The sequence below is a fragment of the Lysinibacillus sp. Ag94 genome (assembly GCF_023242215.1).
Taxonomy (GTDB): Bacteria; Bacillota; Bacilli; order Bacillales_A; family Planococcaceae; genus Lysinibacillus.
Map to the genome: position 1 here is coordinate 3,116,254 of NZ_CP096780.1, position 22,796 is coordinate 3,139,049.

Sequence of the window (22,796 nt, forward strand, 5' to 3'; positions counted from 1 at the left end):
TCGGAACTACCCCTCTCTTCAAATTTTGTCAGGTCAGAATTCACAAAGTTTCATGCTTACATTCCGGACATTTACCATATATTTCAAATTTATGATTTTCAATTTCATAGTCTGGTAGCTTTTCTCCAAGCATTTCCATAGGGCAGAGATTTAGCTCCTTAACATTGCCGCAATCCATACAAATAAAATGATGGTGATGATGTTCAGATTCACAATGCATACGAAAATTTCGTTCCCCAGATAGCTCAGTTTCCTCCAGTATTCCTAACTTCACAAACGTTGAAAGGTTGCGATAAATCGTATCGAAACTCATACCTGGAAAATCTTTTTTCAAAACATCTAATAAATCTCGAGCAGTTAAATATTTATCTGTTGCTGCAAACATATCTAATATTAACTCACGCTTATCTGTTTTTTTAAAGCCGTTTTCTTTTAAAATATCCCACGCTCTTGAAACATTCACTGCGCTACCTCCTCCCGTTTTGTAGCCATTTTAAACACTATTTTCTTCACTAGTATTACAAGCAACAAAATTAAGATAGAAGTAACGACAATTGTACCACCGGGTGCTAAATCTAAATAAAAAGCACTAACTAAACCGATTAACACAGCCGTTTCGCCAAAGACAATTGCATAAATAATTGTTTGCTTAAAGCCCTTTGCGAGCCGCATTGCAGCAGCCACTGGTAACGTCATAAGTGATGATACAAGTAAAATGCCGACGATGCGCATGCTTGCAGCAATAACAAGCGCTGTAACGATCATAAACAAGAGATGAATCCAACGTGCAGGCAGACCGCTAGCTTTTGCATATTCCTCATCGAAAGATAAAACAAAAAGTTCCTTAAAAAATATAAATAAAAAGATAATGACAACGGCAGCAATTCCAACTACTACCCATAAATCCTGACGTGATACAGCTGACACTGAACCAAATAAATAGCTCATTAAATCCGTGCTAAAGCCACTCGCAAGCGAGATAAAAATAGCACTAATACCAATGCCACCAGACATAATAATTGGAATAGCAAGCTCTTCATAGTGCTTATATAATCGTCTAAGACGCTCAATTAAAATTGAACCGCTGACAGAGGCTAGTATGCCTAAGTAAATCGGATTTAGCATCGCAAATGCTGTAACAGATTGACTGATATATAAACTTCCTGCTATTCCCGCCAGTGTCACATGTGACAAAGCATCAGCAATAAGTGAAAGCCTGCGAACGACAATAAAAACACCTAATAGCGGTGCCAATATGCCAATTAATAGCCCAGAGAAAAAGGCATTTTGTAAAAATTCATAGTTAAAAATTGCTTCAATCATTATGCCTTCTCCTTCTAGTGAATCTTTCTCACAGAATGGCCATACCAAGCATCTAGCGCATCATGTGAAATTGTATCAAATTCATTTTTGTAACCGTGGAAATGTATAGTTTGATTTAAACATGCCACATGACTGATACGATTCGACACTGTATCAACATCGTGTGTAACAAGAATCATTGTAATTCCCTGTTCCCGATTCAATTTCGCCAGCATATCATAAAATGACTGCACATTCTCATGATCAATGCCGACAGTTGGTTCATCTAAAATTAGCAACCTCGGTTCACTCACTAATGCTCTTGCAATAAAGACACGTTGCTGTTGCCCACCAGATAACTCACCAATATTACGATTGATAAATGCTTCCATTCCAACAGCTTTTAATGCTTCTAACACTTTTTCCTTGGCATCTCGTCCAGGTCTTTTAAATAATCCTAATTTTTTCGACAATCCACTTTTCACTACTTCTTGGACAGTTGCTGGGAAACCCGAATTAAAGGCATTCGATTTTTGTGACACATACCCTATCCATTCACGATGCTTAAAAGTTGAACTTGGTACACCAAATAGCTTTATTTCTCCAGACATTGGTTTAAGTAATCCTAAAATAATTTTTAATAATGTAGATTTCCCTGAACCATTCGGACCAAGAAGTGCTAAAAAATCTCCCTCTTCTACACGAAAAGAGATATTTTTTAATACTTGCGTATAGTCATATTGAAATGACACGTTTTTAATGTCAATTAATGATTTTTTCATGTATGTTCTCTTCTTTCTAATTCAAAATCATTACGATTTACAAGTTGTAAGTATAAATGAAAGTACAGTTTTTGTAAAGAAAATAAAATCATCACCATAACGAGGTGGTTGATTTCCGTCCGACTCGATTTGAACCGCGCTATTTTGTAACAGGCATTGATTCTAACACTTTTAATGTGAAGGGTTTTCATAACTGTCACGACTCCCAAGAGTGATTTTGTTCAAGAAACTAAACAAAGGAGGATTGGCTTTGAGTATTCAATTTTTACAGCAATTAACACAAAGTAGTGATAAGGAAGTTGTTGCGATTGCACGTGCTGAAGGATTTGAAATTACTACTTCTGAAGTAAGAAAACTCCGTCCTTATTTGGAGCAATTCTCATTTACGTGGCTCTTTTTAGGTATTCCAAAAGATATTCTTGTAGAGGTAGAAGCTGTTTTAGGTAGAAAGCGTTCCAGACAACTAATTGCATTGTTTACGAAATAATCATTTCCGCCTTGGCGTAATTGTAGCTGTCGTATTGCTTTCACTACAGTAGGCATTTGCCACTGTCGCTTCGCTTTCGCGCAGTAGGCATTGCCGCTGTCGCACAGTTAAATTGCCACAGGACGTGGCAAATTTAGACAGCGTTCCTCTATTTCAGTATGTGTTTAGACACCCATTGAATAAAGGTTTACATCAGCATTTATCTCATCACCATGGAGATAAAAAAAGCCCGAAATCAGCAGAATACGCTGATATCGGGCTTTTTATTCTATCCTCTTAGAGCATCGATTAATGCTGGATTAAACTCTCCATTACGAAGCATTTCAATTTCATGCTTATAAGGAGCCGATTTTGATTTGGCATCACTATTTAAAGCAACAAATGGAGTTTCTAGGATTTTAGGAATCTCCATTAATTGTGGATGATGCACAATATTTTTTAATGCGTCAAAGCCAATATGGCCGAAGCCAATATTTTCGTGACGGTCTTTTCCTGCACCACGGACATTTTTTGAATCATTGATATGCAGGACTTTGATACGATCAACACCTATTAGTTTATCAAACTCATTTAAGACGCCATCAAAATCCTCTACAATGTTATATCCAGCGTCATGAGTATGGCATGTATCAAAGCAAACTGAAAGACGTTCATTATGTGTTACGCCATCTATAATTTTTGCAAGTTCTTCAAAGGAACGGCCACATTCAGTTCCCTTCCCCGCCATTGTCTCCAATGCGATTTGTACAGGGTAATCCTGTGACAGTACTTCATTTAAACCTTCAATAATCTTGGCAATTCCTGCGTCTGCTCCAGCACCTACATGGGCACCCGGATGCAACACAATTTGTGTTGCTTCCAACGCCGCTGTACGTTCGATTTCAGATTGTAAAAAATCTACACCTAAACGGAAAGTTTCAGGCTTTTCTGTGTTCGCAATATTAATAATGTATGGAGCATGGACAACAATATTCGTCATACCATGCTCTTTCATGTGTAATAAACCATTCATAATATTAAGGTCAGCAATTGCCTTACGACGAGTGTTTTGTGGTGCCCCTGTATAAATCATAAAGGTATTTGCCCCATATGAAAGGGCCTCCTTACTTGATCCGAGTAGCATTTCTTTTCCACTCATTGAAACATGTGATCCAAGTAGCATTTGAAAGCCTCCTTATTTTTTACCGCGAGCTTTTAAGCGACGTTCACGCTTTTTAATTTTTTCCATTTCCCATTTCATATTACGTTTATAGCCTGGTTTTACTTTTTTCGGCTTACGCACTAATGATTTCGCTTTCGCATCGATTTCATTTTCATGCTTCACACGATTTTTACGTGCATGGCGATCTTTCAGTTCAGTCCATTCGCCATCTTTCACATCTTTTTGAACAAATGGAATACCCATTTTCTCGACACGTACTACTGCATCCTCATCTGATGGCTCAAACAATGTGATAGCAGTTCCTTTATTCCCTGCACGGGCTGTACGTCCCACACGGTGAATAAAGAATTCTAAGTCCTCTGGGATTTCGTAGTTAATGACATGTGAAATTCCTTGAATGTCGATACCACGTGCTGCAAGATCAGTTGCAACGATATATTGATAGTCCAATTCTCTAATTTGCTTCATCATCTTCTTACGATCACGTGGGCTTAAGTCACCATGAATTTGACCACAGCGAATCCCATTTTCATTTAAGTAGCCAGCAACGTGCTCTGCTGTTTTACGTGTGTTGGTGAAAATTACTGCTAAAAACGGATTAATTCCTTCAATGACTTCCAACAAACGTTTGTTACGTGATTTAGAACGCACTGGTACAAGTACAAAGTCAATTCCTTCTGCGACAGGGCGTTTATCATTCATTTGGATATGAACTGGTGCTTCCATATATTTTTTTAAGAAAGGCTGAAGCTTTTCTGGAATTGTTGCTGAGAACACAAACATTTCAAGCTTTTCTGGCATTTGAGAAGCAAAACCATCGATATCTTCTACAAAGCCCATATCGAAGGCTAAATCTGCCTCGTCAACAACTAAAATTGGCGCCGTATGCACAAATAACGCTTGCGCTGCAACGAGATCACGAATACGTCCTGGCGTCCCGACAACAATTTGTGGTTGTGTTTTTAACTTATCAATGGAGCGTTGTTTGTCCGTACCCCCAATAAATAATTTCGCTTGAATAGTTGTTCCTTCTATTAATTGATTTAACGCATCAAAAATCTGTTGCGCAAGCTCACGTGTAGGTGAAGTAATAACAGCTTGTACTTCCTGCTTGTCAGCATTAATTCGTTGTACAATCGGAATTAAAAAACTATGTGTTTTTCCCGTCCCTGTGTGTGCTTGTCCGATTGCACTTTTTCCTTTTAATAGTAGCGGAATGATTTCCTTTTGAATCGGCGTTGGTTCTGTAAAGCCAAGTCTTGCAATTGCGTCCTGCAAAAATGGCTGAAAATTATAATCAGTATATTTTGACATAATTCGTTCCTCCTAACATCTTTCCCATTGTATCATGATTCAACTTTTAGGTATATTAACGTCCTATTATCTAAGCATGAACATAATTTTATATTTTTATCATAGCTGTAGCGAAGCCCTTATCAAAGTTACTCGAAATGCAGTAAATATGCAATAAAAAAAGCGCTAAGACCTGTGACAAACGCTACGTTCTGATTACATTGTCGTAATTTTATCGTAAGACCTCGACATTCCCATTTCGCGAAACTTCTATAGTTTGCTTCCATTATAATTTAATCACGTTTATTCATATGTTTACCATAGCTTTAATACTATTTTGCTGCTGTTAGTTACTCGTACTTATGACGCTGGAATTGAAATCAAGCCCGTGAGAGTACCCAATCGAAGTGACTCAACCTATAATTTTATATTCAAAGCACTATAATGCTGTTGGAAACAGCCAAAAATTAGTATTTTTTATGTCAATTTATTGTTAACCAATGCCTTGAGGAATTACCATATGTTACGATAAAAATGTAAGATACTAGAGGAGGTTGACTTATTATGAAAGCAGCAAGATGGTATAAAGCAAAAGACATCCGTGTAGAAAACATTGAAGAACCAGTAATTTCACCTGGAAAAGTAAAAATTAAAGTACATTGGACAGGGATTTGTGGCAGTGATTTACATGAGTACGCAGCCGGTCCGATATTCATACCAGTGGAACAACCTCACTATGTAAGTAAAGATATTGCGCCAATTGTTATGGGACATGAGTTCTCTGGTGAAGTAGTAGAAATTGGAGAACATGTGACAAAAGTTCAAGTTGGAGATCCTGTAGTTGTAGAACCTATTCTTGCATGTGGCGAATGTGCAGCTTGCAAAAAAGGGAAATACAATATTTGTAAACACTTAGGGTTCCACGGTCTTTCTGGCGGTGGTGGTGGTTTCTCTGAATATACAATGGTAGATGAAAAAATGGTACACAAAATGCCTGAGGGTCTTTCCTATGAACAAGGTGCACTTGTTGAACCAGCGGCAGTAGCATTACATGCAGTTCGTCAAAGTAAACTAAAAGCTGGCGATACAGCAGCTGTCTTCGGTACTGGGCCAATCGGTCTTCTTGTAATCGAAGCATTACGTGCAGCTGGAGCAGCCGAAATTTATGCGGTGGAGCTTTCTGCCGAGCGTGCTGCTAAAGCATTAGAGCTTGGCGCTACGGCAGTTATTAATCCTAAAGATGAGGATGCAGTTGCTCGTCTCCATGAATTAACAAATGGTGGCGTAGATGTCGCATTTGAAGTAACAGGTGTTCCTGTAGTATTACAGCAAGCTATTGATTCTACAACATTTGAAGGAGAAACAATTATCGTGTCAATTTGGGAAACTGCAGCTTCTATTCTGCCAAACAATATCGTACTAACAGAGCGTTCTGTAAAAGGTATCATTGCATATCGCGATATTTTCCCAGCCGTAATGGAATTAATGAAACAAGGTTACTTCCCTGCTGAAAAACTTGTAACGAAACGAATTGCTCTTGATGAAGTCGTGACAGAAGGCTTCGAGGCACTAATGAAAGAAAAAAACCATATTAAAATCCTTGTCAATTCACAAGCTTAATATATAGAGTGACAGGTAGAGAAAACGAAGAATCTTTTCTCTACCTGTTTTTAATTTTGTTAACCCTCTTTTTTCTCCATTTTTTTCATAATATCTAAATTGGCCATTAGGTAGTTCACCTTATTTTCTCCAAAAGTACCTAATGTACGTTTTTCTGTATTTTCTTCTATAATTTCTTCAATGTCATCCTTCGCAAGCCCACTTGCTTGGGCAATTCGGTCGACTTGTATTTCTGCAGCCTTCACACTAATATGTGGATCCAAACCTGAGCCTGAAGCGGTCATTAAATCAGCAGGTATGTCTTGTCGTTTTACCGATGGGTTTGCTAGTAAAAACTTCTCGATATCTGCTTCTATCCGTTTCTTTAACGCTGGGTTGGATGGTGCATAGTTAAATGTTCCAGAGCTAACACCACTATAGTTCACCTGGCCATTTTCATCTGGTATCGTATCCTCTTTCGTATAGACATTATAGTTAACAGATGAAACACGCCCCCAGAAATATTCCGGGGCAGTAAAAGCTTGACCAATTAATGCTGAACCAACAGCTTCCCCACCCGCTTCTATTAAGCTTCCATTTGCTTTATGATGAAATAACCCTTGAGCTAATGCAGTTACTGCAAATGGGTATATAAAACCACATAACACGAACATTGTCATTGTGATGAGTAATGCTTGCTTTGAGTTCTCAAAAAATTTCTGCATGTACCTTCCTCCTATAAGCCAAACGTATGGAATAGTGGTCCCACTAGTAAATCAATCAATTTAATGCCAATAAAGGGAGCAATAATTCCACCTACACCATAAACAAGTAAGTTTTTATTTAATAACTTTGTAGCACTCATCGGCTCATACTTTACACCCTTCATTGCAATAGGTATTAATAGTGGTATAATCACTGCGTTAAAAATTAAAGCAGAAATAATTGCACTAGATGGCGAATTGAGATTCATAATGTTTAATTTACCCATCTCTGGTACTGCGACCATTAACATGGCTGGAATAATAGCAAAATACTTTGCGATATCATTTGCAATACTAAAAGTTGTTAATGCCCCCCGCGTCATGAGCAACTGTTTTCCTATTTCTACAACTTCAATAATTTTAGTAGGATTTGAATCTAAATCGACCATGTTCGCAGCTTCCTTTGCTGCATTCGTTCCCGAATTCATGGCAAGACCTACGTTAGCTTGTGCTAATGCAGGGGCATCGTTCGTCCCGTCACCAGTCATAGCTACTACTTTCCCTTGTGCCTGCTCATCTTTAATCACTTGAATTTTGTCTTCTGGCTTACTTTCTGCTATAAAGCTGTCCACCCCTGCCTCCTTTGCGATGGCTGCTGCGGTTAGTGGATTATCTCCTGTACACATGATCGTTTTAATACCCATTGCTCGAAGCTGTTCAAAGCGTTCCTTGAGTCCGGCCTTCACGACATCCTTTAAGTAAATGACACCTAAAATTTTATTGTTCAACGCTACTACGAGTGGTGTCCCACCAACAGAAGATACTTGTTGAATCAGCTGTTCCAAATTTGTAGGAATGCTATGACCTGCTTTTAGGCTCTCTTTTTTTATCGTATCATAGGCTCCTTTTCGAATTTTTGTGCCATCCTTCCTATCCAAACCACTCATACGAGTTTGTGCGGTAAAGGGAATATGTTCACTTGACTTAATAATGTCTTCTTCACCGTCTATATTCACGCCTAATTCACAAGCAAGTGACAAAATAGACTTTCCTTCAGGTGTATCATCTGTTAAAGAACTAAGCCATGCAGCTTGCATTAAATCTTTACTTTCCACCCCTATTACTGGGAGAAATTCAGCTGCCATGCGATTTCCATAAGTAATAGTTCCGGTTTTATCTAAAATTAATGTATCTACATCTCCACACGCCTCTACGGCTCTTCCAGACATCGCAATCACATTAAACTGAGTAACTCTATCCATTCCTGCAATACCGATTGCCGACAATAATCCACCAATGGTTGTAGGAATTAAACAAACTGTAAGGGCAATTAATGTTGCGATGGAAATCGGTACATTTAAATAAGCTGTCATTGGATAGAGCGTCACAACAACTAATAAGAAAATAATCGTTAAACTTACTAAAAGTGTATTGAGTGCTATCTCATTTGGCGTTTTTTTACGACTGGCTCCTTCGATGAGTGTGATCATTTTATCTAAAAATGATTCTCCAGGCATCGAAGTAATTTCGATCATCAACCAATCACTCGTAACCGTCGTACCACCTGTAACTGATGAAAAATCTCCTCCCCGCTCCTTTACAACAGGCGCAGATTCACCTGTTATCGCCGATTCATCTACTGTCGCAATGCCTTCCATAACCTCACCATCATTTGGAATAACCTCACCTGCCTGAACTAAAACAATATCGCCCTTTTTTAGTTCATGCGCCTGTTTAAGTATTTCAGAGCCATCACTAAGTAAAACACGAGCCTGTGTAACTGTTTTTGTGTTTTTTAACGTTTGAACTTGTGCCTTTCCTCGCCCTTCAGCAATCGACTCGGCAAAGTTTGCAAATAGAATAGTTACAAAAAGAATGCTAGCGACGATTGCATTATACAATCGAGCATGTTCTACCACTTCACTACCAAACATATTCGGAAAGAGGGTTAATAGAAGCACAAACATAAACCCTACTTCTACTACAAACATAACAGGATTTTTCAGCATATATAATGGACTAAATTTTTTTAAAGCGTCTATAATCGAGCTTTTTAGCATATTGCCCGTAAGCAAACCTTTTCTAGCTGTTTCCATAGGTGTCTCTCCTTATTAAAAATCAATTTCGCCTTGGCGTAATTGCCGCTGACGCTTCGCTTTCGCGCAGATAAATTGCCACAGGACGTGGCGTTTTTAGACTTTCCTCTATTTCAGTAGTAATTTAAAAGGAACCACATCCGCATTCATCTCACCACATTCAGAGGCGGAGTCTTAAGCTGAATGAAAATAAAGTTGTAAGTGCTCCGTAATTGGCCCAAGTGCTAATGCCGGTAAAAATGTAAGAGCACCAATCATTAAAACGATAGCAACAAGTAAAAATGTGAAAATAGTATTATCTGTTCTCAATGTCCCTATCGAGTCACTGTGAATCATTTTTTTCGCTAGTAGGGACGCTATTGCTAGTTGAATAATAATCGTCAAATAACGTCCGAAGAACATAGCAAGCCCTGTCGTCACATTCCAAAATGTTGAGTTATCAGCTAATCCTTCAAAACCTGAGCCATTATTTGCTGAGGCAGATGCAAATTCATAAAGAACTTGAGATAACCCATGTGCACCAGGATTCGTTATGGCTGCTACTCCTGACGGTGTTAGTACTGCAAGCGCTGAAAATAACAAAATAATAGCAGGATGGATGAGAATACAAAGTGTAATTAGCTTCATTTCCTTCTCTTCAATTTTCTTACCTAAAAACTGAGGAGTTCGACCAATCATCAAACAGGCGATAAAAATTGTTAATAACACATACATCATCATGTTCATCAGGCCGACTCCCTTGCCTCCAAACACAACATTTAGCATCATATTAAACATCGGTACAAGACCACCAAGCGGCGTTAATGTATCATGCATATTGTTGACAGACCCCGTTGTAAAAGCAGTGGTCACTGTCGTAAATAACGCAGATTGTGCCACCCCAAAGCGCATCTCTTTTCCTTCCATACTTCCGAGGTCCTGTGCCATTCCGAGCTCATGAATGATTGGATTACCCGCTCTCTCCGCAACATATACTGTCACCAATCCAACTAGGAACAGCGCACTCATTGCCACAAAAATGGCGAGCCCTTGCTTTCCAAAGATCGTTTTCCTTTTTCCATATGCAACCATTAAACTAAAGGCAACTACACAAGCACCTGGTAATAGCATCATAGAAAGCATCTCCACAATATTAGAAATGACCGTTGGATTTTCAAAAGGTGTTGTTGAATTCGCCCCATTGAAGCCACCACCATTTGTTCCAACATGCTTGATAGATTCAAGAGAAGCTACAGGTCCAAGTGCAATATCTTGTAATTTACCTTCTATTGTTTGTACAGTTTTATTCGCACTCAAGGTTTGTGGTGTACCTTGAGAGACTAAAATAATGGCCACAACAATAGCTATAGGCATTAACACACGTGTGATAACACGCACAAAATCCACAAAGAAATTACCAATCGTGTCGGTTTTAGCAACAAGACGACGGCAGAACGCCATACAAGCTGCATAACCAGTAGCTGCAGATGTAAACATCATAAAAATAATGATTAGCATTTGTGATAAATAACTTAGTCCTGATTCGCCACTATAGTGCTGAAGATTGGTATTCGTCATAAATGAAATTATGGTATTAAATGACAGTGTTGCTTCCATATTGTCAATATCATTTGGGTTTAAAAACAACATAGCTTGAATTCGTAAAAGAAAGTATCCAATAAACACCATAAAGGCATTCGACAAAATTAATGAAAGTACATACTGTTTACCAGTCATATCTACTTGCTTAATGCCACATATTTTATAAATAAATCCATCAAATTTGTCCATTATTGGATCAAGCCATGTTTTTTGTTGCATCGTCACCCGAAATAAATAATGACCGGTTAAAATAACGATTGGTAAAGAAATAATTAATACGATGGCGATTTGCCACATACCGCAATACCTCCTACAAGCCTATTAATAATTTTCAGGATAAAGTAATGCATGCCCTAGATAACCGAAAAGGAATACAAGTACAATCCCCATAACAATCCACATTTTTTATTCCTCCTTACTTTTCACCGACTAACCTAAAGCACCAAGCTGTTAATGCATATAGACTCGCAAAGCTTATGATGAGTAAGCCAATCATATAAAAGTCCATCAATCGTGCACCCTCCTTTATTTGGATGCTCTCATCATACTGACTTTCAAATTAATGTAGTGTTAGGAAATCTCTTTTTCTATTAAGAAACTATAAAGAGGAAAAATCTTAATACTTTCTTAATGGAAGATAACGCTATAATACAATTGAGGTGAAAGAGGATGGAAAATACACGTCCAACTCCAGAGACGTTTTTAGCGAGGCTTCAACAGGAAGAACAATTTATAGGGAAGTTAAAAATCTTTCTCGGTTATGCTGCTGGCGTAGGTAAAACTTATGCAATGCTAGATGCAGCACATCAAGCAAAAAAACTTGGTAAAGATGTGGTAGTTGGCTATGTAGAACCACATCCTCGTCCAGATACGTTAGCTTTACTCGAAGGACTTGAGCAAATTCCTACGAAAAAAATAATTTATAAAGGGAAACCTTTTCAGGAATTAGATATTGATGAAGTACTAAAGCGCAAACCCGAAATTGTCATTATAGATGAATTGGCACATAGCAATGTTCTAACGATGCGTCACAAGAAACGTTTTGGGGATGTAGAGGAATTACTGGCAAAGGGCATTCATGTCTATACAACCGTAAATATTCAACATATAGAAAGCCTACATGATTTAGTAGAAGAAATAACCGGAATAAAGGTTCAAGAGCGTATTCCCGATTATTTAATTGATCAAGCTGCACAAATAAAAATTGTCGATATTGAACCAGATGAGTTAATTCAACGCCTACAAGAAGGCAAAATTTATGTAAAACAACAAGCTGAAAAAGCGTTGCAATCTTTTTTTCGCAAACAAAATTTAGTAGCACTTCGAGAAATTGCATTACGAAGAGCTGCAGATACGATTAACTATAAGCAAGTAAACAGCGACGAATCTATAAAGCATCCTGTACAAATCGAAGAGCATTTACTTGTGGGTATTAGTAGCTCTCCTACGAATGCCAAAGTTATTCGAACTACTGCGCGATTAGCACAGGCATTACATGGGAAATTTACAGCTCTTTACGTTCAAAACGTTCAGGAGCACGACAGGAGTAACGCAAATTCTGAACGACTTCAGCAGCATATAAAGCTTGTTGAACAGCTTGGGGGCCATGTCGTAATTGTTCAGGAAGATGATGTAGCTGTCGCCCTTGCTAACTATGCACAAATTAGTGGTGTTACAAAATTAGTCATCGGTAGAACTAGCATGAGAAAAAAATGGTGGCGACCAAACACCAAAATTAGCGATCGACTCAACGAATTTGTGCCGAATTTAGCCATACATATAGTCCCTGATCAGGAAAACGAACAATTCTACTTCCCTACTGTAAAAAATAAGCTGTCATTTGAATGGCATGACTTATTAAAAATGGCTGTTGTATTTGGCATAGTATCAGTTGTAGGGCTATATTTTTTCACAATTGGCGTTAGCGACTCAAACATTATCACTATCTACATTTTAGGTGTTTTAATTCTTGCCATTTGGTCATCGGGATGGATGATGAGCATTATTAGCTCCATCCTAGCAGTACTACTTTTTAATTATTTTTTTACAGAACCGCGATTTTCATTTAACGCCTATCATCGTGATTATCCGATGACCTTTGTGATCATGTTCCTTTCAGGAGTGATTACGAGTAGCTTAACGAAAAAAATAAAGGAGCAAACCATTGTCGCTGTTCGTAAATCTTATCGAATGGAGGTGCTCCTTGATACAAATCGTAGACTTCAACATGCTAAGTCAATAGAAGAAATTATTATTGAAGGCATGTCACAAATCGTTAAATTAGTAGAAAAACCAGTACAATTTTTTGAGATAGAAAATAACTTAATTGTGAACTCTATTTTTTTCCGTACCGAGAGCATATCTAGTATTGAAAATAAGAAGATAGCATCCCTCTTTGACAATCCGAATGAGCATGGTGTAGTAAGCTGGGTTATCAATAATAAGCATGTCGCAGGCGTCTCCACTGACATATTTCCTGAAGTGAATGCCTACTATTTACCGGTTATTTCAAACGGGAGTGTTAAAGGCGTTATCGGTATTGCACTGTCTAAGCAATCACCATTACCTGCATTTGAGCGTAATATTTTGCATGCCATTATGAATGATTTTTCATTCGCACTTGATAAATGGTATTTACAAAAACTCAATGCAGAAGTAGCTAGAGAAGCTGAAATGGAGCAAATGCGAGCAAACCTTTTGCGCGCAGTTTCTCATGATTTAAGAACACCGTTAACTGCTATTTCCGGTAATGCAGATATATTACTATCTAGTGCATCTCAAATTCGAGAGGATGAAAAAAGCAAAATATATGAGGATATTTATAAAAATTCGAAATGGCTTGTACAAATGGTTGAAAACTTACTTGCTGTGTCTAAGTTAGAAGATGGACAATTTGCAATGGAGATGCAATTGGAACTTGTAGAAGATATTATTCAAGAGGCATTAACGCATGTCGTTCGTCTAAACAATACACATGAAATATCCTATCAAATTGAACCAGAATTTTTATTTGCTGTAATGGATGCACGACTGATTATTCAAGTTCTAATTAATATTATTGATAATGCATTGACCTATACACCTTCAGGCAGTGTTATTACTATAATGGTCAAAGAATCTGAACGTTTCGTAAACTTTAGCATTGCAGATAATGGCCCTGGCATTGACGATTCTATAAAAAACAACCTTTTTGAGCCATTTACTACCGGAAAAGTACAGCGGAGCGATAGTCGAAGAGGCTTAGGCTTAGGCCTAGCGCTATGTCAAACTATATTAAAATTACACGGAAGTGAAATAACAGTTTCGGATAATAAACCAAAAGGAACAATTTTTAATTTTTCACTGAAAAAAAGCCCTTTACCAAAGGTTAGCGATAATATTTATTAAGCGTTTGTATAAGTTGATTGGAGTAGAACATAGTGCCACAGAGGCTATCCTAAGCGAATGCCCCAAAAAGCACGAGTCGGTATTGAAATCAACGACACGTTTATGGTGATGAAACTAAAAAGGAGTAATGAATTTCGATGAATAAACGAATTCTAGTAGTAGAAGATGATATAGCCATTGGCAATTTAATTAAAATGACATTAACTACTCAGCAATATGAATTTGACATTGCTAGAGATGGTAATAGTGCTTTACAAAAGGCTCTCGCCATGAATCCAGACGTTATTATTTTGGATTTAGGACTACCAGACATAGACGGTGTAGAGCTTATTACGAAAATAAGAAGCTGGACTCAAACACCTATTATCGTAGTTAGTGCACGCGGCGAAGAGCACGATAAAATCAATGCTTTAGATGCCGGTGCAGACGATTATGTTACAAAGCCTTTCAGTGTTGAAGAGCTATTAGCCCGAATTCGAGTAGCTTTGAGAAGAATGTCATTTGAGCATCAGCTAGAAAATGAACCCTCTATCTTTGTAAATGGCCATTTACAAATAAACTACGCGGCAAATACAGTGTTTGTACATGACAAAGAAGTACATTTGACACCTATTGAATATAAGCTTTTAGTTATTTTATCAAAGCATGTCGGCAAAGTTTTAACGCATAATTTTATTTTAAAGGAAGTTTGGCATAACGCACTTCAATCGGATGTTCCGAGTTTAAGAGTTTTTATGGCTACTCTTCGAAAGAAAATAGAGGATAATCCAGCTAATCCAAAGTTCATCCAAACACATGTCCGCGTTGGGTACAGAATGCTTCGTTGTCACGATGAAGCATAGCTATTCTAATATTACTTTAGACGGCAAACTTATTATTGATTGACTGGATAAAAAATGATACTATTTATTTGATAATGATTATCACTGACAAGAAAGTAGGTAGATCTTATGAACCTTCACGCTGTTCAATTGGGTGAAAAAGTTAAAGTGAAAGATCTACAGCAAATTGACACTCTTTTATGTAAACGTTTAAACGCTTTTGGTATTAAAGAAGGTTGTCAGGTTTGTATGATCCAAAAAGGATGGTTTTCTGGAGCTTGTATATTAGAATGTCAAGGACAAAAAATCGGGCTTAGAAAAAAAGATTTAATGGATATAAAGGTCGAACAAGTATGAGTAGATTAGCTTTAATAGGAAACCCGAATATCGGTAAAACATCATTGTTCAATACGTTGACAAATTCATATGAATATGTTGGCAATTGGAGTGGCGTAACCGTTGAAAAAAAAGTAGGACAAGTAAAAAAATTACAAAAAGAAATAATTGATTTACCTGGTGTCTATACGCTTAACCCTATTTCAAAGGATGAAAGTGTTGTTACTTCCTTTTTACTGGAGGATCAGGTAGATGGAATTTTAAATATTATCGATGCCTCAAATTTCGAACGAAATATGCAATTAACAGTAGATATACTTGAACTTAGAAAGCCTGTTTTCATCTGTTTAAATATGATAGACGTAGCGAAAAAGAAAGGCATCTCAATTGATGTCGAGAAATTACAAAGTTCTTTAGGAGTACCTGTTGTTCCAATAAGTGCTCGTACGGGTAAAGGTGTCGAAGGTATTTATGCTGCTATTCAAGCCTCAGATCGTACTCAACAACGTTTTACATTAGCCTATGATGACGTCATTGAAAAAGGTATCTCAAAAATTGAAGCATTGTTACAGCATGTTCCTGAAGAACAAAGAAGATGGTGTACGATTCAATTTTTAATGGGAAATGACGCTGTTGACGCTTATTTGCAAGACAAGGAATACTTTGAAAAGCTAGCTTCTATGCGAGATGCTTTAGAGAAGCAAATAGGAGAACCAGTAAATAAAGCGATTGCTAAAAAACGTGATTTATATATTTCTACCATCAATAGCGAAGTAATTATACAAGAGAAAAGTGAAACTCAATGGTCAGAGAAAGTTGATAAAATTCTAACACATCCAATTTTAGGTGTTCCGATTTTCCTAGCGCTTATGTTTTTAATGTTTCAAGCAACGTTTGCATGGATTGGTACCCCTCTTTCGGATTTCCTGGATGGCTTTGTAAGTGGCCCTCTTTCAGATGCTGTTACTCATGGCTTAGAAGCTATTGGTGCAGCTCCTTTTATTGTTCATTTAATATGTGATGGTATCATTGCAGGTGTTGGCGGTGTTTTAGTTTTCATTCCGCAAATCTTTGTCCTATTTTTCTTTATTTCACTATTAGAAGATTCAGGGTATATGGCGAGAATTGCGGTTGTAATGGATCGCCTTATGGAATTTTTCGGTCTAAACGGGAAAGCCTTTATTCCGATGATTGTAAGCTTTGGATGCAATGTTCCAGGTGTAATGGCTGCGCGTACAATTGAACAGCCGAGAGAACGACTATTAACAATTCTTGTTGCGCCGTTTATGAGCTGCTCAGCAAGGCTACCTGTATATGCTTTGTTCGGTGCTGCATTCTTTTCTGCACATCAATCATTAGTAGTATTCTCGCTATATGTTATGGGTATTGTCATAGCGCTTATTGTAACAAAAATATTATCAATGACGATTTTAAAAAATGAAACTTCCGTATTTTTCGTTGAGTTACCAGCCTACCATGTACCACAACTTAAAACACTTTGGCGTTCCACTTGGGAAAAAGGGAAAGGCTTTTTCCGCAAAGCTGGTACTATTATCTTTGCTGGCTCCGTTATTATTTGGCTTCTTTCTTATCTTGGACCACATGGTGCTAATGTCAATATGGATGACAGCTTTTTAGCAATTATTGGGGGCGCTTTTGGTGTGCTGTTTATCCCTCTTGGCTTTGGAACATGGCAAGCCGGTGCATCCCTTATTGCTGGATTCCTGGCAAAAGAAGTAATTGTTTCGACAATGGCGATTATTTATGGTGTAAGTGAAGGTGTATTATCCGCTACAATGACAACTCATTTTACTGCTTTAAGTGCTTATACATTCTTGGCCTTTGTATTACTTTATATGCCTTGTTTAGCAACAGTAGGCGCAATAAAAAGGGAAACACAGTCTGTGAAATGGACTTTATTTGCAACCATCTATCCATTTGTTGTAGCTTATCTCATTGCACTTATGATTTATGGTATTGGGAATTTATTGATGTGAGGTGTAGAGGATGACTTTATTAATTAATATCTTAATCGGTAGTATTATATTTGGCTATGCTGGTATTACTTTATATAAGAGCATTAAGAAGCAGAAAAAGGGCAAATGCGCATCATGCTCATTACAGAAGAGTTGTTCCTCTAACGTTTGTGTCCCTCCTACCAAATTGGAAGATTTTAATACTAAATAAATAAAATATAGCGAGGTAATTCCAAATGGAAAATTCCATTGGAACTACCTCACTTTTTTGTGAGCTTTTAGACATGAAGTGCTTTCTTCTAAAGCCTAAGTATTAGAAACGTACTTTAAATGTTTCATCACCAAAAGTTAGTGATGACATTTGTTACTGTGTATAGTGAAGCTGGGCTGAACTCCTTGAGGATCAGAACGAAGGCGTTATCACATCTTGTGATAACGCCTTCGCGACCAACATCGTTTGTTACTGCTGCCGCTCCGCTTTAAACATCTGTTGATCCAAGAACCTAGAGCGTGCAACGCGAGTGAAAGCGGCTCATTGGACACCCTCAGGAAGCTTTGCTCTACGCGAAAGCAAAGCGTTCAGTTGAACGGAAATAAACTACACATTTGGGTAATGATCCTTATATTTTAAATTTATTGATTTCTTCCTTCACGGACACCGCTTCTTCACTTAATGCCTTAGCAACAGCGTTAATTTCTTGAATAGTCGCAGTTTGCTCTTCTATTGTCGCTGCTATTGTTTCAGACTGTTGTGCAGCATGCTTGGAAGAAGAGGACATTTCATTGACCGATGCTGTCACTTCTTCAGTACTCGCAGAAATTTGTTGCGTAGAAGCAGATACATCCTCGATTTGAGATGTCATATCACTAATCGCCTTTAAAATCCCATCGAAGGCATTTTGGGCATTCTGAATAAATGTGACACCTTCGTCTACATTCAATACTGTTACATTTACGGCATTTTCTACTTCTTTTGTTTCTTGCTGAATAAGTGCTATTACATCTACTATTTGATTGGCAGAAGCTTTGGATTGCTCTGCTAATTTACGCACTTCATCTGCTACGACCGCGAAGCCTTTACCATGTTCTCCTGCACGAGCCGCCTCAATCGCAGCATTTAATGCTAAAAGATTTGTTTGCTCAGTAATGTCAGTAATTACTTTCGTAATATTAACAATTTCAGCTGATTGCGTACTTAGCTTCTTAATACGTTCATTTGTTGTATTTGAAGATTGTTGGATAATTGACATTTGGTTTTCTGCAATATGCAACGTTTTTTCACCATCATTTGCAATAGATTGTGTGTCTACTGCTTTAGAATGAAGCATTTGAGTAGCCTCAGCAATACGTTGAACACCTTGAGCGGTTTCATCCATTGCTATCGAACTTTCACGACCTGTAACAGCCGCTTGGGTATCACTAATCGCCATTCTCTCTACAAGGTTTGCAATATCATGTGAGGAATTTGAAATTTCTTCTGTACTTGCTGCTAGTTCTTCAGCCGCTGATGATGTATGCACAACATTTGCCGTCATGCTATGTATTAGTGAATGTAAATTAGACTTCATCAAATTAAAAGAATCGGCCAAATCTTTAATTTCATCCTTCGTTTTAACTTCGATATCCTTTTGACATAAATCACCTTTAGCAATGACCCTTGCTGCAGAAGTTAGCTTATTTACAGGGACAACGATGGAACGCACAAATATAATCCCAACTACTACACAAATCAATAAAATAATGCAGAACATCCATAAGAACCACTGTTTATTATTATTAATAAGCTTATCCACATGTGCTAAAGAATTTTGCATGTCTGTAATATTTTCTTGTTGAAACAAATCTACTTTGTCATTAATCTCAACTGAAGTAGTATCAAATTCAAGCATCATTTTATTCCCTTGCTCAGGCCCGTCTTGAATATAACGATGAGCCATTTTCTGACCCGTACTATAATACTCATCAAACGCTATTTTAATCGCATCTAATCTTTCCTGGTCTTCCTGATGCATTTTTTTCACTTGTTCCAAATCTTTATAAAAGATTTTGCTATATTTTTCTGCTTGCTCAAATCCATCATCTAAATTATCGAGTGCTCTTGTGGCACTAATATCAGTCAAATACTGCTGAACCTGTACAACTGCTAACTTCATCTCATCTGCTAATAACGTCGTTTGAAGTGTTTTTTCTTTCATCAAATGTACTTGTTCCAGTTGAGATTTAGCATTTTGTTGCTGAAATACCCCCATAATTAAAACTAATACTACGATAAGGCCAAACGACACTATACTTCTTACTTTAATTGACACAAAATACCTCCTATTTTTAACCTCTAATAGTTTAGTCTGATAGAAAATATTTTAACAATTTATTTACATTAATGTAACATATTTACCAAACTAACTTCGAAATCACCATTTTTGCCACGTAATGATTTACCAACAAAATATTATACCTTTCTTATCGACCGGAAAAATGAAAAAATGTGTAGTTTTCAAGAATTTTTCATCATTTATTACAATAGATGAAATAAGTAAACATTACAGGATACAGTGAAAACATTTACAACGGATCTAGTTATTTATTTGTGCGTGTCGAACGCTAGCTTACCCATCTGCATATCATATTTATAATCAAGTATGTCATCAATGTTAAATCACTATCGAAAGGAGATCGTTATGGTATTTAGACCACAGTTCCCGATGTATCCTGGTGGCATGAGAATGCCCATGCAAATGCCAATGCAAATGCCGATGCAAATGCCGATGCAAATGCCAATGCAAATGCCAACACCTCCACAAATGCCACCGCAGTCCTTTTTCCCGCCTGGAGGCTTCCCAAATCAGCCACGAATTCCCGGTGGCTTTCCTATGTCCAGTGGAATAGGTTCATTTGGAGGACAAATGCCAATGCAGGAACCTTCAAAAATCGGTTCATTTTTGCAGCAGGCGAATAATTTATTTAACTCCGCGAAAACATATACACCTTACATTCAGCAAGCAATGCCAATGGTAAAAAATATTCCGTCACTTTTAAAATTGTATAAAGGATTTCAAGGTCTTCCTGCTGCAGGAGCTGCCGCAGGGGCTGGAGCAGTAGCAGCTGAAGCAGCGGCTAGCGGATCTGGTTCTACTAAAAGTCGAAAAGCGTCTCGACAAAATAGATCATTTACTCCTGCTGAACCACTTCCATCAAAGCCCCGTATATTCCAGCCGCCTATGTAGATAAGGTTTCTTTGTATTCACCGTCCCTGTCCGTTATAATGTAGATAGGTAAGCTTGAAAGGAGTCACAACCATGCAAGTATTAAAAATTAATCCACGTGGCTATTGCTACGGTGTTGTTGATGCGATGGTCATCGCTCGAAACGCCGCACTCGATAAAACATTACCAAGACCTATCTACATTTTAGGTATGATTGTGCATAATAAACATGTCACGGATGCCTTTGAAGAAGATGGCATCATCACATTAGATGGCGAGAATCGTTTAGAAATTATCGAACAAGTTGAAACTGGCACTGTTATTTTCACAGCACATGGTGTTTCACCTGAAATTCGTGAAATTGCAAAGCGAAAAGGCTTAGTATCCATTGATGCTACATGTCCTGACGTAACGGTTACACATGATTTAATTCGTGAAAAATCAGCAAATGGCTATGATATTATCTATATCGGTAAAAAAGGCCATCCCGAGCCAGAGGGAGCAATTGGGGTTGCACCTGATCATGTGCATTTAGTGCAATCATCTACTGATATTGATGCATTAAATTTAACGAATGATAAATTACTAGTAACAAATCAAACGACGATGAGTCAATGGGATGTCGCTCATTTAATGGATAGTTTAAAAGAGAAATTCCCACATATTGAAGTGCATAAGGAAATTTGTTTGGCAACCCAGGTCCGCCAAGAGGCAGTTGCTCAGCAAGCTGGGGAGGCAGATTTACTTATTGTTGTTGGTGACCCAAAATCTAATAACTCGAATCGTTTAACGCAAGTTTCAGTTGAAATAGCAGGGACACCATCTTATCGAATTGCTGACGTTTCTGAGCTAAAAGTTGAATGGTTAAAAGGAATTAATGCTGTCGCTGTTACAGCAGGTGCTTCTACGCCAACACCCATTGTAAAAGAGGTTATTTCATTCCTTGAGCATTTCGATGAAAATGATGAATCAACACATATCATTGAGCGTACAGTTACATTAGATAAAATTTTACCTAAAATTAAATCGCCAAAGCCTGTTGATAAAATTATGCCTTACTAAGAACAATGCGCTAAAGTGCTCGTTTACATCCGACAAGCACCGGAGAGCCAGAAGCAACAGTAAACGCTCACCAGTTTGCACGACAATCGAAACGACCTCGAGGAAGTAGCGCTTTAGTCTAGACGATCTATAGTAGAAAAAAATCCTGATTGTCTATGTTGACAATCAGGATTTCTCATTATTTACTAAAATAATAATTGACTGGACGACCAATACCACCATAATGCACATCCATCGTAATTTCCTCTTGCTTCTCTAAATAATCTAAGTATCTTCTTGCTGTTACACGCGCAATACCTACACCACTGGCTACTTCTTCTGCTGATGCTCCTTCTACAGAGTGCAAATAGTGCACCACTTTCTCTAGCGTTGCGCGATTAAAACCTTTAGGTAAACTTTTTTCTGACCGTAAGACGTTTGATTGCTGAGCTTCATTATGTCCCCCGTGATAATGGAATAACTCATCCAGCTCTCCTTGTGTTATTTCACGCTCCGATTGCATTTGCTTTTTGAAGCGCAAATAATTTTCAAGCGTTCCTTGCACTCGTTCAAATGAAAAAGGTTTCATAATATAATCAAAGACGCCAAGATGTAAGACCTGTTTTACAGTTTCCATATCATTAGCAGCTGTTACTGTAATTACATCTACCGGTAACTTGAGTTCACGAATTTTTCGTAAACTTGTCACGCCATCTTGCTCTGGCATGAAAATATCCATAAATACTAATTCTGGTTTAAGTTTTTGAATTTGCGCAATCCCTTCAACTCCATTTGAGGCTTGTCCAATTACTTCAAATCCAACTATCTTTTCAATAAATTGGCGATTAACCTCTCGCACCATTGGATCGTCCTCTATTAATAAAACCTTTGTTTGTGTCACTGTTAGTCCTCCATACACTTTGTTCTATCTCTATATGTGCAAATTTTTACTTAAAGAAGCTATCCATGAGAGCGCCACACTGTTCCCATAGAAGTTCTCGCTGCTATTTCAACTCATTACTCACA

General features: G+C 37.7%; 19 protein-coding genes. 9 read left to right on the top strand and 10 right to left on the bottom strand.

Annotated elements, in window-relative coordinates; all coding sequences use genetic code 11:
* Positions 1-40: 40 nt before the first annotated feature.
* From MY533_RS14450 to MY533_RS14460, 3 genes are read right to left on the bottom strand one after another with little or no spacing between them, the layout of a single operon-like run.
* Positions 41-463 (bottom strand): Fur family transcriptional regulator, encoded by a 423-nt coding sequence (locus MY533_RS14450; protein ID WP_132356783.1) that lies wholly within the window; start codon positions 461-463, stop codon positions 41-43.
* Positions 460-1,323 carry a metal ABC transporter permease gene (locus MY533_RS14455; RefSeq protein WP_132356784.1) on the bottom strand — a complete coding sequence of 288 codons (864 nt, stop codon included), beginning with the start codon at positions 1,321-1,323 and terminating at the stop codon, positions 460-462. Before MY533_RS14455 ends, MY533_RS14450 begins: the two co-directional genes overlap by 4 nt.
* 14 nt (positions 1,324-1,337) lie before the next feature.
* Positions 1,338-2,084: a metal ABC transporter ATP-binding protein gene (locus MY533_RS14460; RefSeq protein ID WP_248716524.1), complete on the bottom strand. Its 747-nt coding sequence runs from the start codon at positions 2,082-2,084 to the stop codon at positions 1,338-1,340.
* A 250-nt stretch (positions 2,085-2,334) separates the two neighbouring features.
* Here MY533_RS14460 and MY533_RS14465 point away from each other — a divergent pair, with 250 nt between their 5' ends.
* The gene (locus tag MY533_RS14465; RefSeq protein ID WP_053484617.1) at positions 2,335-2,571 is read left to right on the top strand and encodes a Nif11 family protein; all 237 of its coding nucleotides are present in this window, start codon (positions 2,335-2,337) and stop codon (positions 2,569-2,571) included.
* Positions 2,572-2,839: 268 nt separating this feature from the next.
* Here the strand turns inward: MY533_RS14465 and MY533_RS14470 are convergent, their stop codons facing one another.
* Both MY533_RS14470 and MY533_RS14475 read right to left on the bottom strand, forming a co-directional pair.
* Entirely contained in the window at positions 2,840-3,733 is an 894-nt protein-coding gene (locus MY533_RS14470) for a deoxyribonuclease IV (RefSeq protein ID WP_132356786.1), read from the bottom strand.
* 12 nt (positions 3,734-3,745) lie between these two features.
* The gene (locus tag MY533_RS14475; RefSeq protein WP_132356787.1) at positions 3,746-5,047 is read right to left on the bottom strand and encodes a DEAD/DEAH box helicase; all 1,302 of its coding nucleotides are present in this window, start codon (positions 5,045-5,047) and stop codon (positions 3,746-3,748) included.
* Positions 5,048-5,590: 543 nt separating this feature from the next.
* On the opposite strand from MY533_RS14475, the gene MY533_RS14480 reads away from it, so the two are divergent.
* Positions 5,591-6,646: a 2,3-butanediol dehydrogenase gene (locus MY533_RS14480; protein WP_248716525.1), complete on the top strand. Its 1,056-nt coding sequence runs from the start codon at positions 5,591-5,593 to the stop codon at positions 6,644-6,646.
* A gap of 59 nt (positions 6,647-6,705) precedes the next feature.
* On the opposite strand, the gene kdpC is transcribed toward MY533_RS14480, so the two are convergent.
* The 3 genes from kdpC to kdpA all read right to left on the bottom strand — a co-directional run bounded on the left by kdpC (position 6,706) and on the right by kdpA (position 11,303).
* On the bottom strand, positions 6,706-7,350 hold the full coding sequence (gene kdpC, locus MY533_RS14485) for a potassium-transporting ATPase subunit KdpC (RefSeq protein WP_248716526.1): 645 nt from the start codon (positions 7,348-7,350) through the stop codon (positions 6,706-6,708).
* A gap of 11 nt (positions 7,351-7,361) precedes the next feature.
* Positions 7,362-9,425, bottom strand: a complete 2,064-nt coding sequence (gene kdpB, locus MY533_RS14490) for a potassium-transporting ATPase subunit KdpB (protein ID WP_248716527.1) — start codon at positions 9,423-9,425, stop codon at positions 7,362-7,364.
* A 174-nt stretch (positions 9,426-9,599) separates the two neighbouring features.
* Positions 9,600-11,303, bottom strand: coding sequence for a potassium-transporting ATPase subunit KdpA (gene kdpA / locus MY533_RS14495; protein ID WP_248716528.1), 1,704 nt, complete (start codon positions 11,301-11,303; stop codon positions 9,600-9,602).
* 372 nt (positions 11,304-11,675) lie between these two features.
* Between kdpA and MY533_RS14500 the strand changes: the two genes are divergently transcribed.
* The 5 genes from MY533_RS14500 (at position 11,676) to MY533_RS14520 (ending at position 17,737) form a co-directional block, all read left to right on the top strand.
* Complete coding sequence (locus MY533_RS14500; protein ID WP_248716529.1) at positions 11,676-14,393, top strand: sensor histidine kinase; 2,718 nt, start codon at positions 11,676-11,678, stop codon at positions 14,391-14,393.
* A 137-nt stretch (positions 14,394-14,530) separates the two neighbouring features.
* A complete protein-coding gene (locus tag MY533_RS14505; RefSeq protein ID WP_248716530.1) occupies positions 14,531-15,235 on the top strand; it encodes a response regulator transcription factor in 705 nt (234 codons plus the stop codon).
* A 108-nt stretch (positions 15,236-15,343) separates the two neighbouring features.
* Positions 15,344-15,571: a FeoA family protein gene (locus MY533_RS14510; RefSeq protein WP_142509835.1), complete on the top strand. Its 228-nt coding sequence runs from the start codon at positions 15,344-15,346 to the stop codon at positions 15,569-15,571.
* On the top strand, positions 15,568-17,547 hold the full coding sequence (feoB, locus tag MY533_RS14515; protein WP_248716531.1) for a ferrous iron transport protein B: 1,980 nt from the start codon (positions 15,568-15,570) through the stop codon (positions 17,545-17,547). The genes MY533_RS14510 and feoB overlap by 4 nt, the downstream gene beginning before the upstream one ends.
* A gap of 10 nt (positions 17,548-17,557) precedes the next feature.
* Positions 17,558-17,737, top strand: a complete 180-nt coding sequence (locus tag MY533_RS14520) for a FeoB-associated Cys-rich membrane protein (protein WP_132356796.1) — start codon at positions 17,558-17,560, stop codon at positions 17,735-17,737.
* A gap of 409 nt (positions 17,738-18,146) precedes the next feature.
* Here the strand turns inward: MY533_RS14520 and MY533_RS14525 are convergent, their stop codons facing one another.
* Positions 18,147-19,835 (bottom strand): methyl-accepting chemotaxis protein, encoded by a 1,689-nt coding sequence (locus MY533_RS14525; protein ID WP_248716532.1) that lies wholly within the window; start codon positions 19,833-19,835, stop codon positions 18,147-18,149.
* A 369-nt stretch (positions 19,836-20,204) separates the two neighbouring features.
* Here MY533_RS14525 and MY533_RS14530 point away from each other — a divergent pair, with 369 nt between their 5' ends.
* Positions 20,205-20,750, top strand: coding sequence for a YqfQ family protein (locus MY533_RS14530; RefSeq protein ID WP_248716533.1), 546 nt, complete (start codon positions 20,205-20,207; stop codon positions 20,748-20,750).
* Positions 20,751-20,822: 72 nt separating this feature from the next.
* Positions 20,823-21,791 carry a 4-hydroxy-3-methylbut-2-enyl diphosphate reductase gene (locus MY533_RS14535; protein ID WP_248716534.1) on the top strand — a complete coding sequence of 323 codons (969 nt, stop codon included), beginning with the start codon at positions 20,823-20,825 and terminating at the stop codon, positions 21,789-21,791.
* Between the two features lie 178 nt (positions 21,792-21,969).
* Here the strand turns inward: MY533_RS14535 and MY533_RS14540 are convergent, their stop codons facing one another.
* On the bottom strand, positions 21,970-22,671 hold the full coding sequence (locus MY533_RS14540) for a response regulator (RefSeq protein WP_132356800.1): 702 nt from the start codon (positions 22,669-22,671) through the stop codon (positions 21,970-21,972).
* Positions 22,672-22,796: the final 125 nt, after the last annotated feature.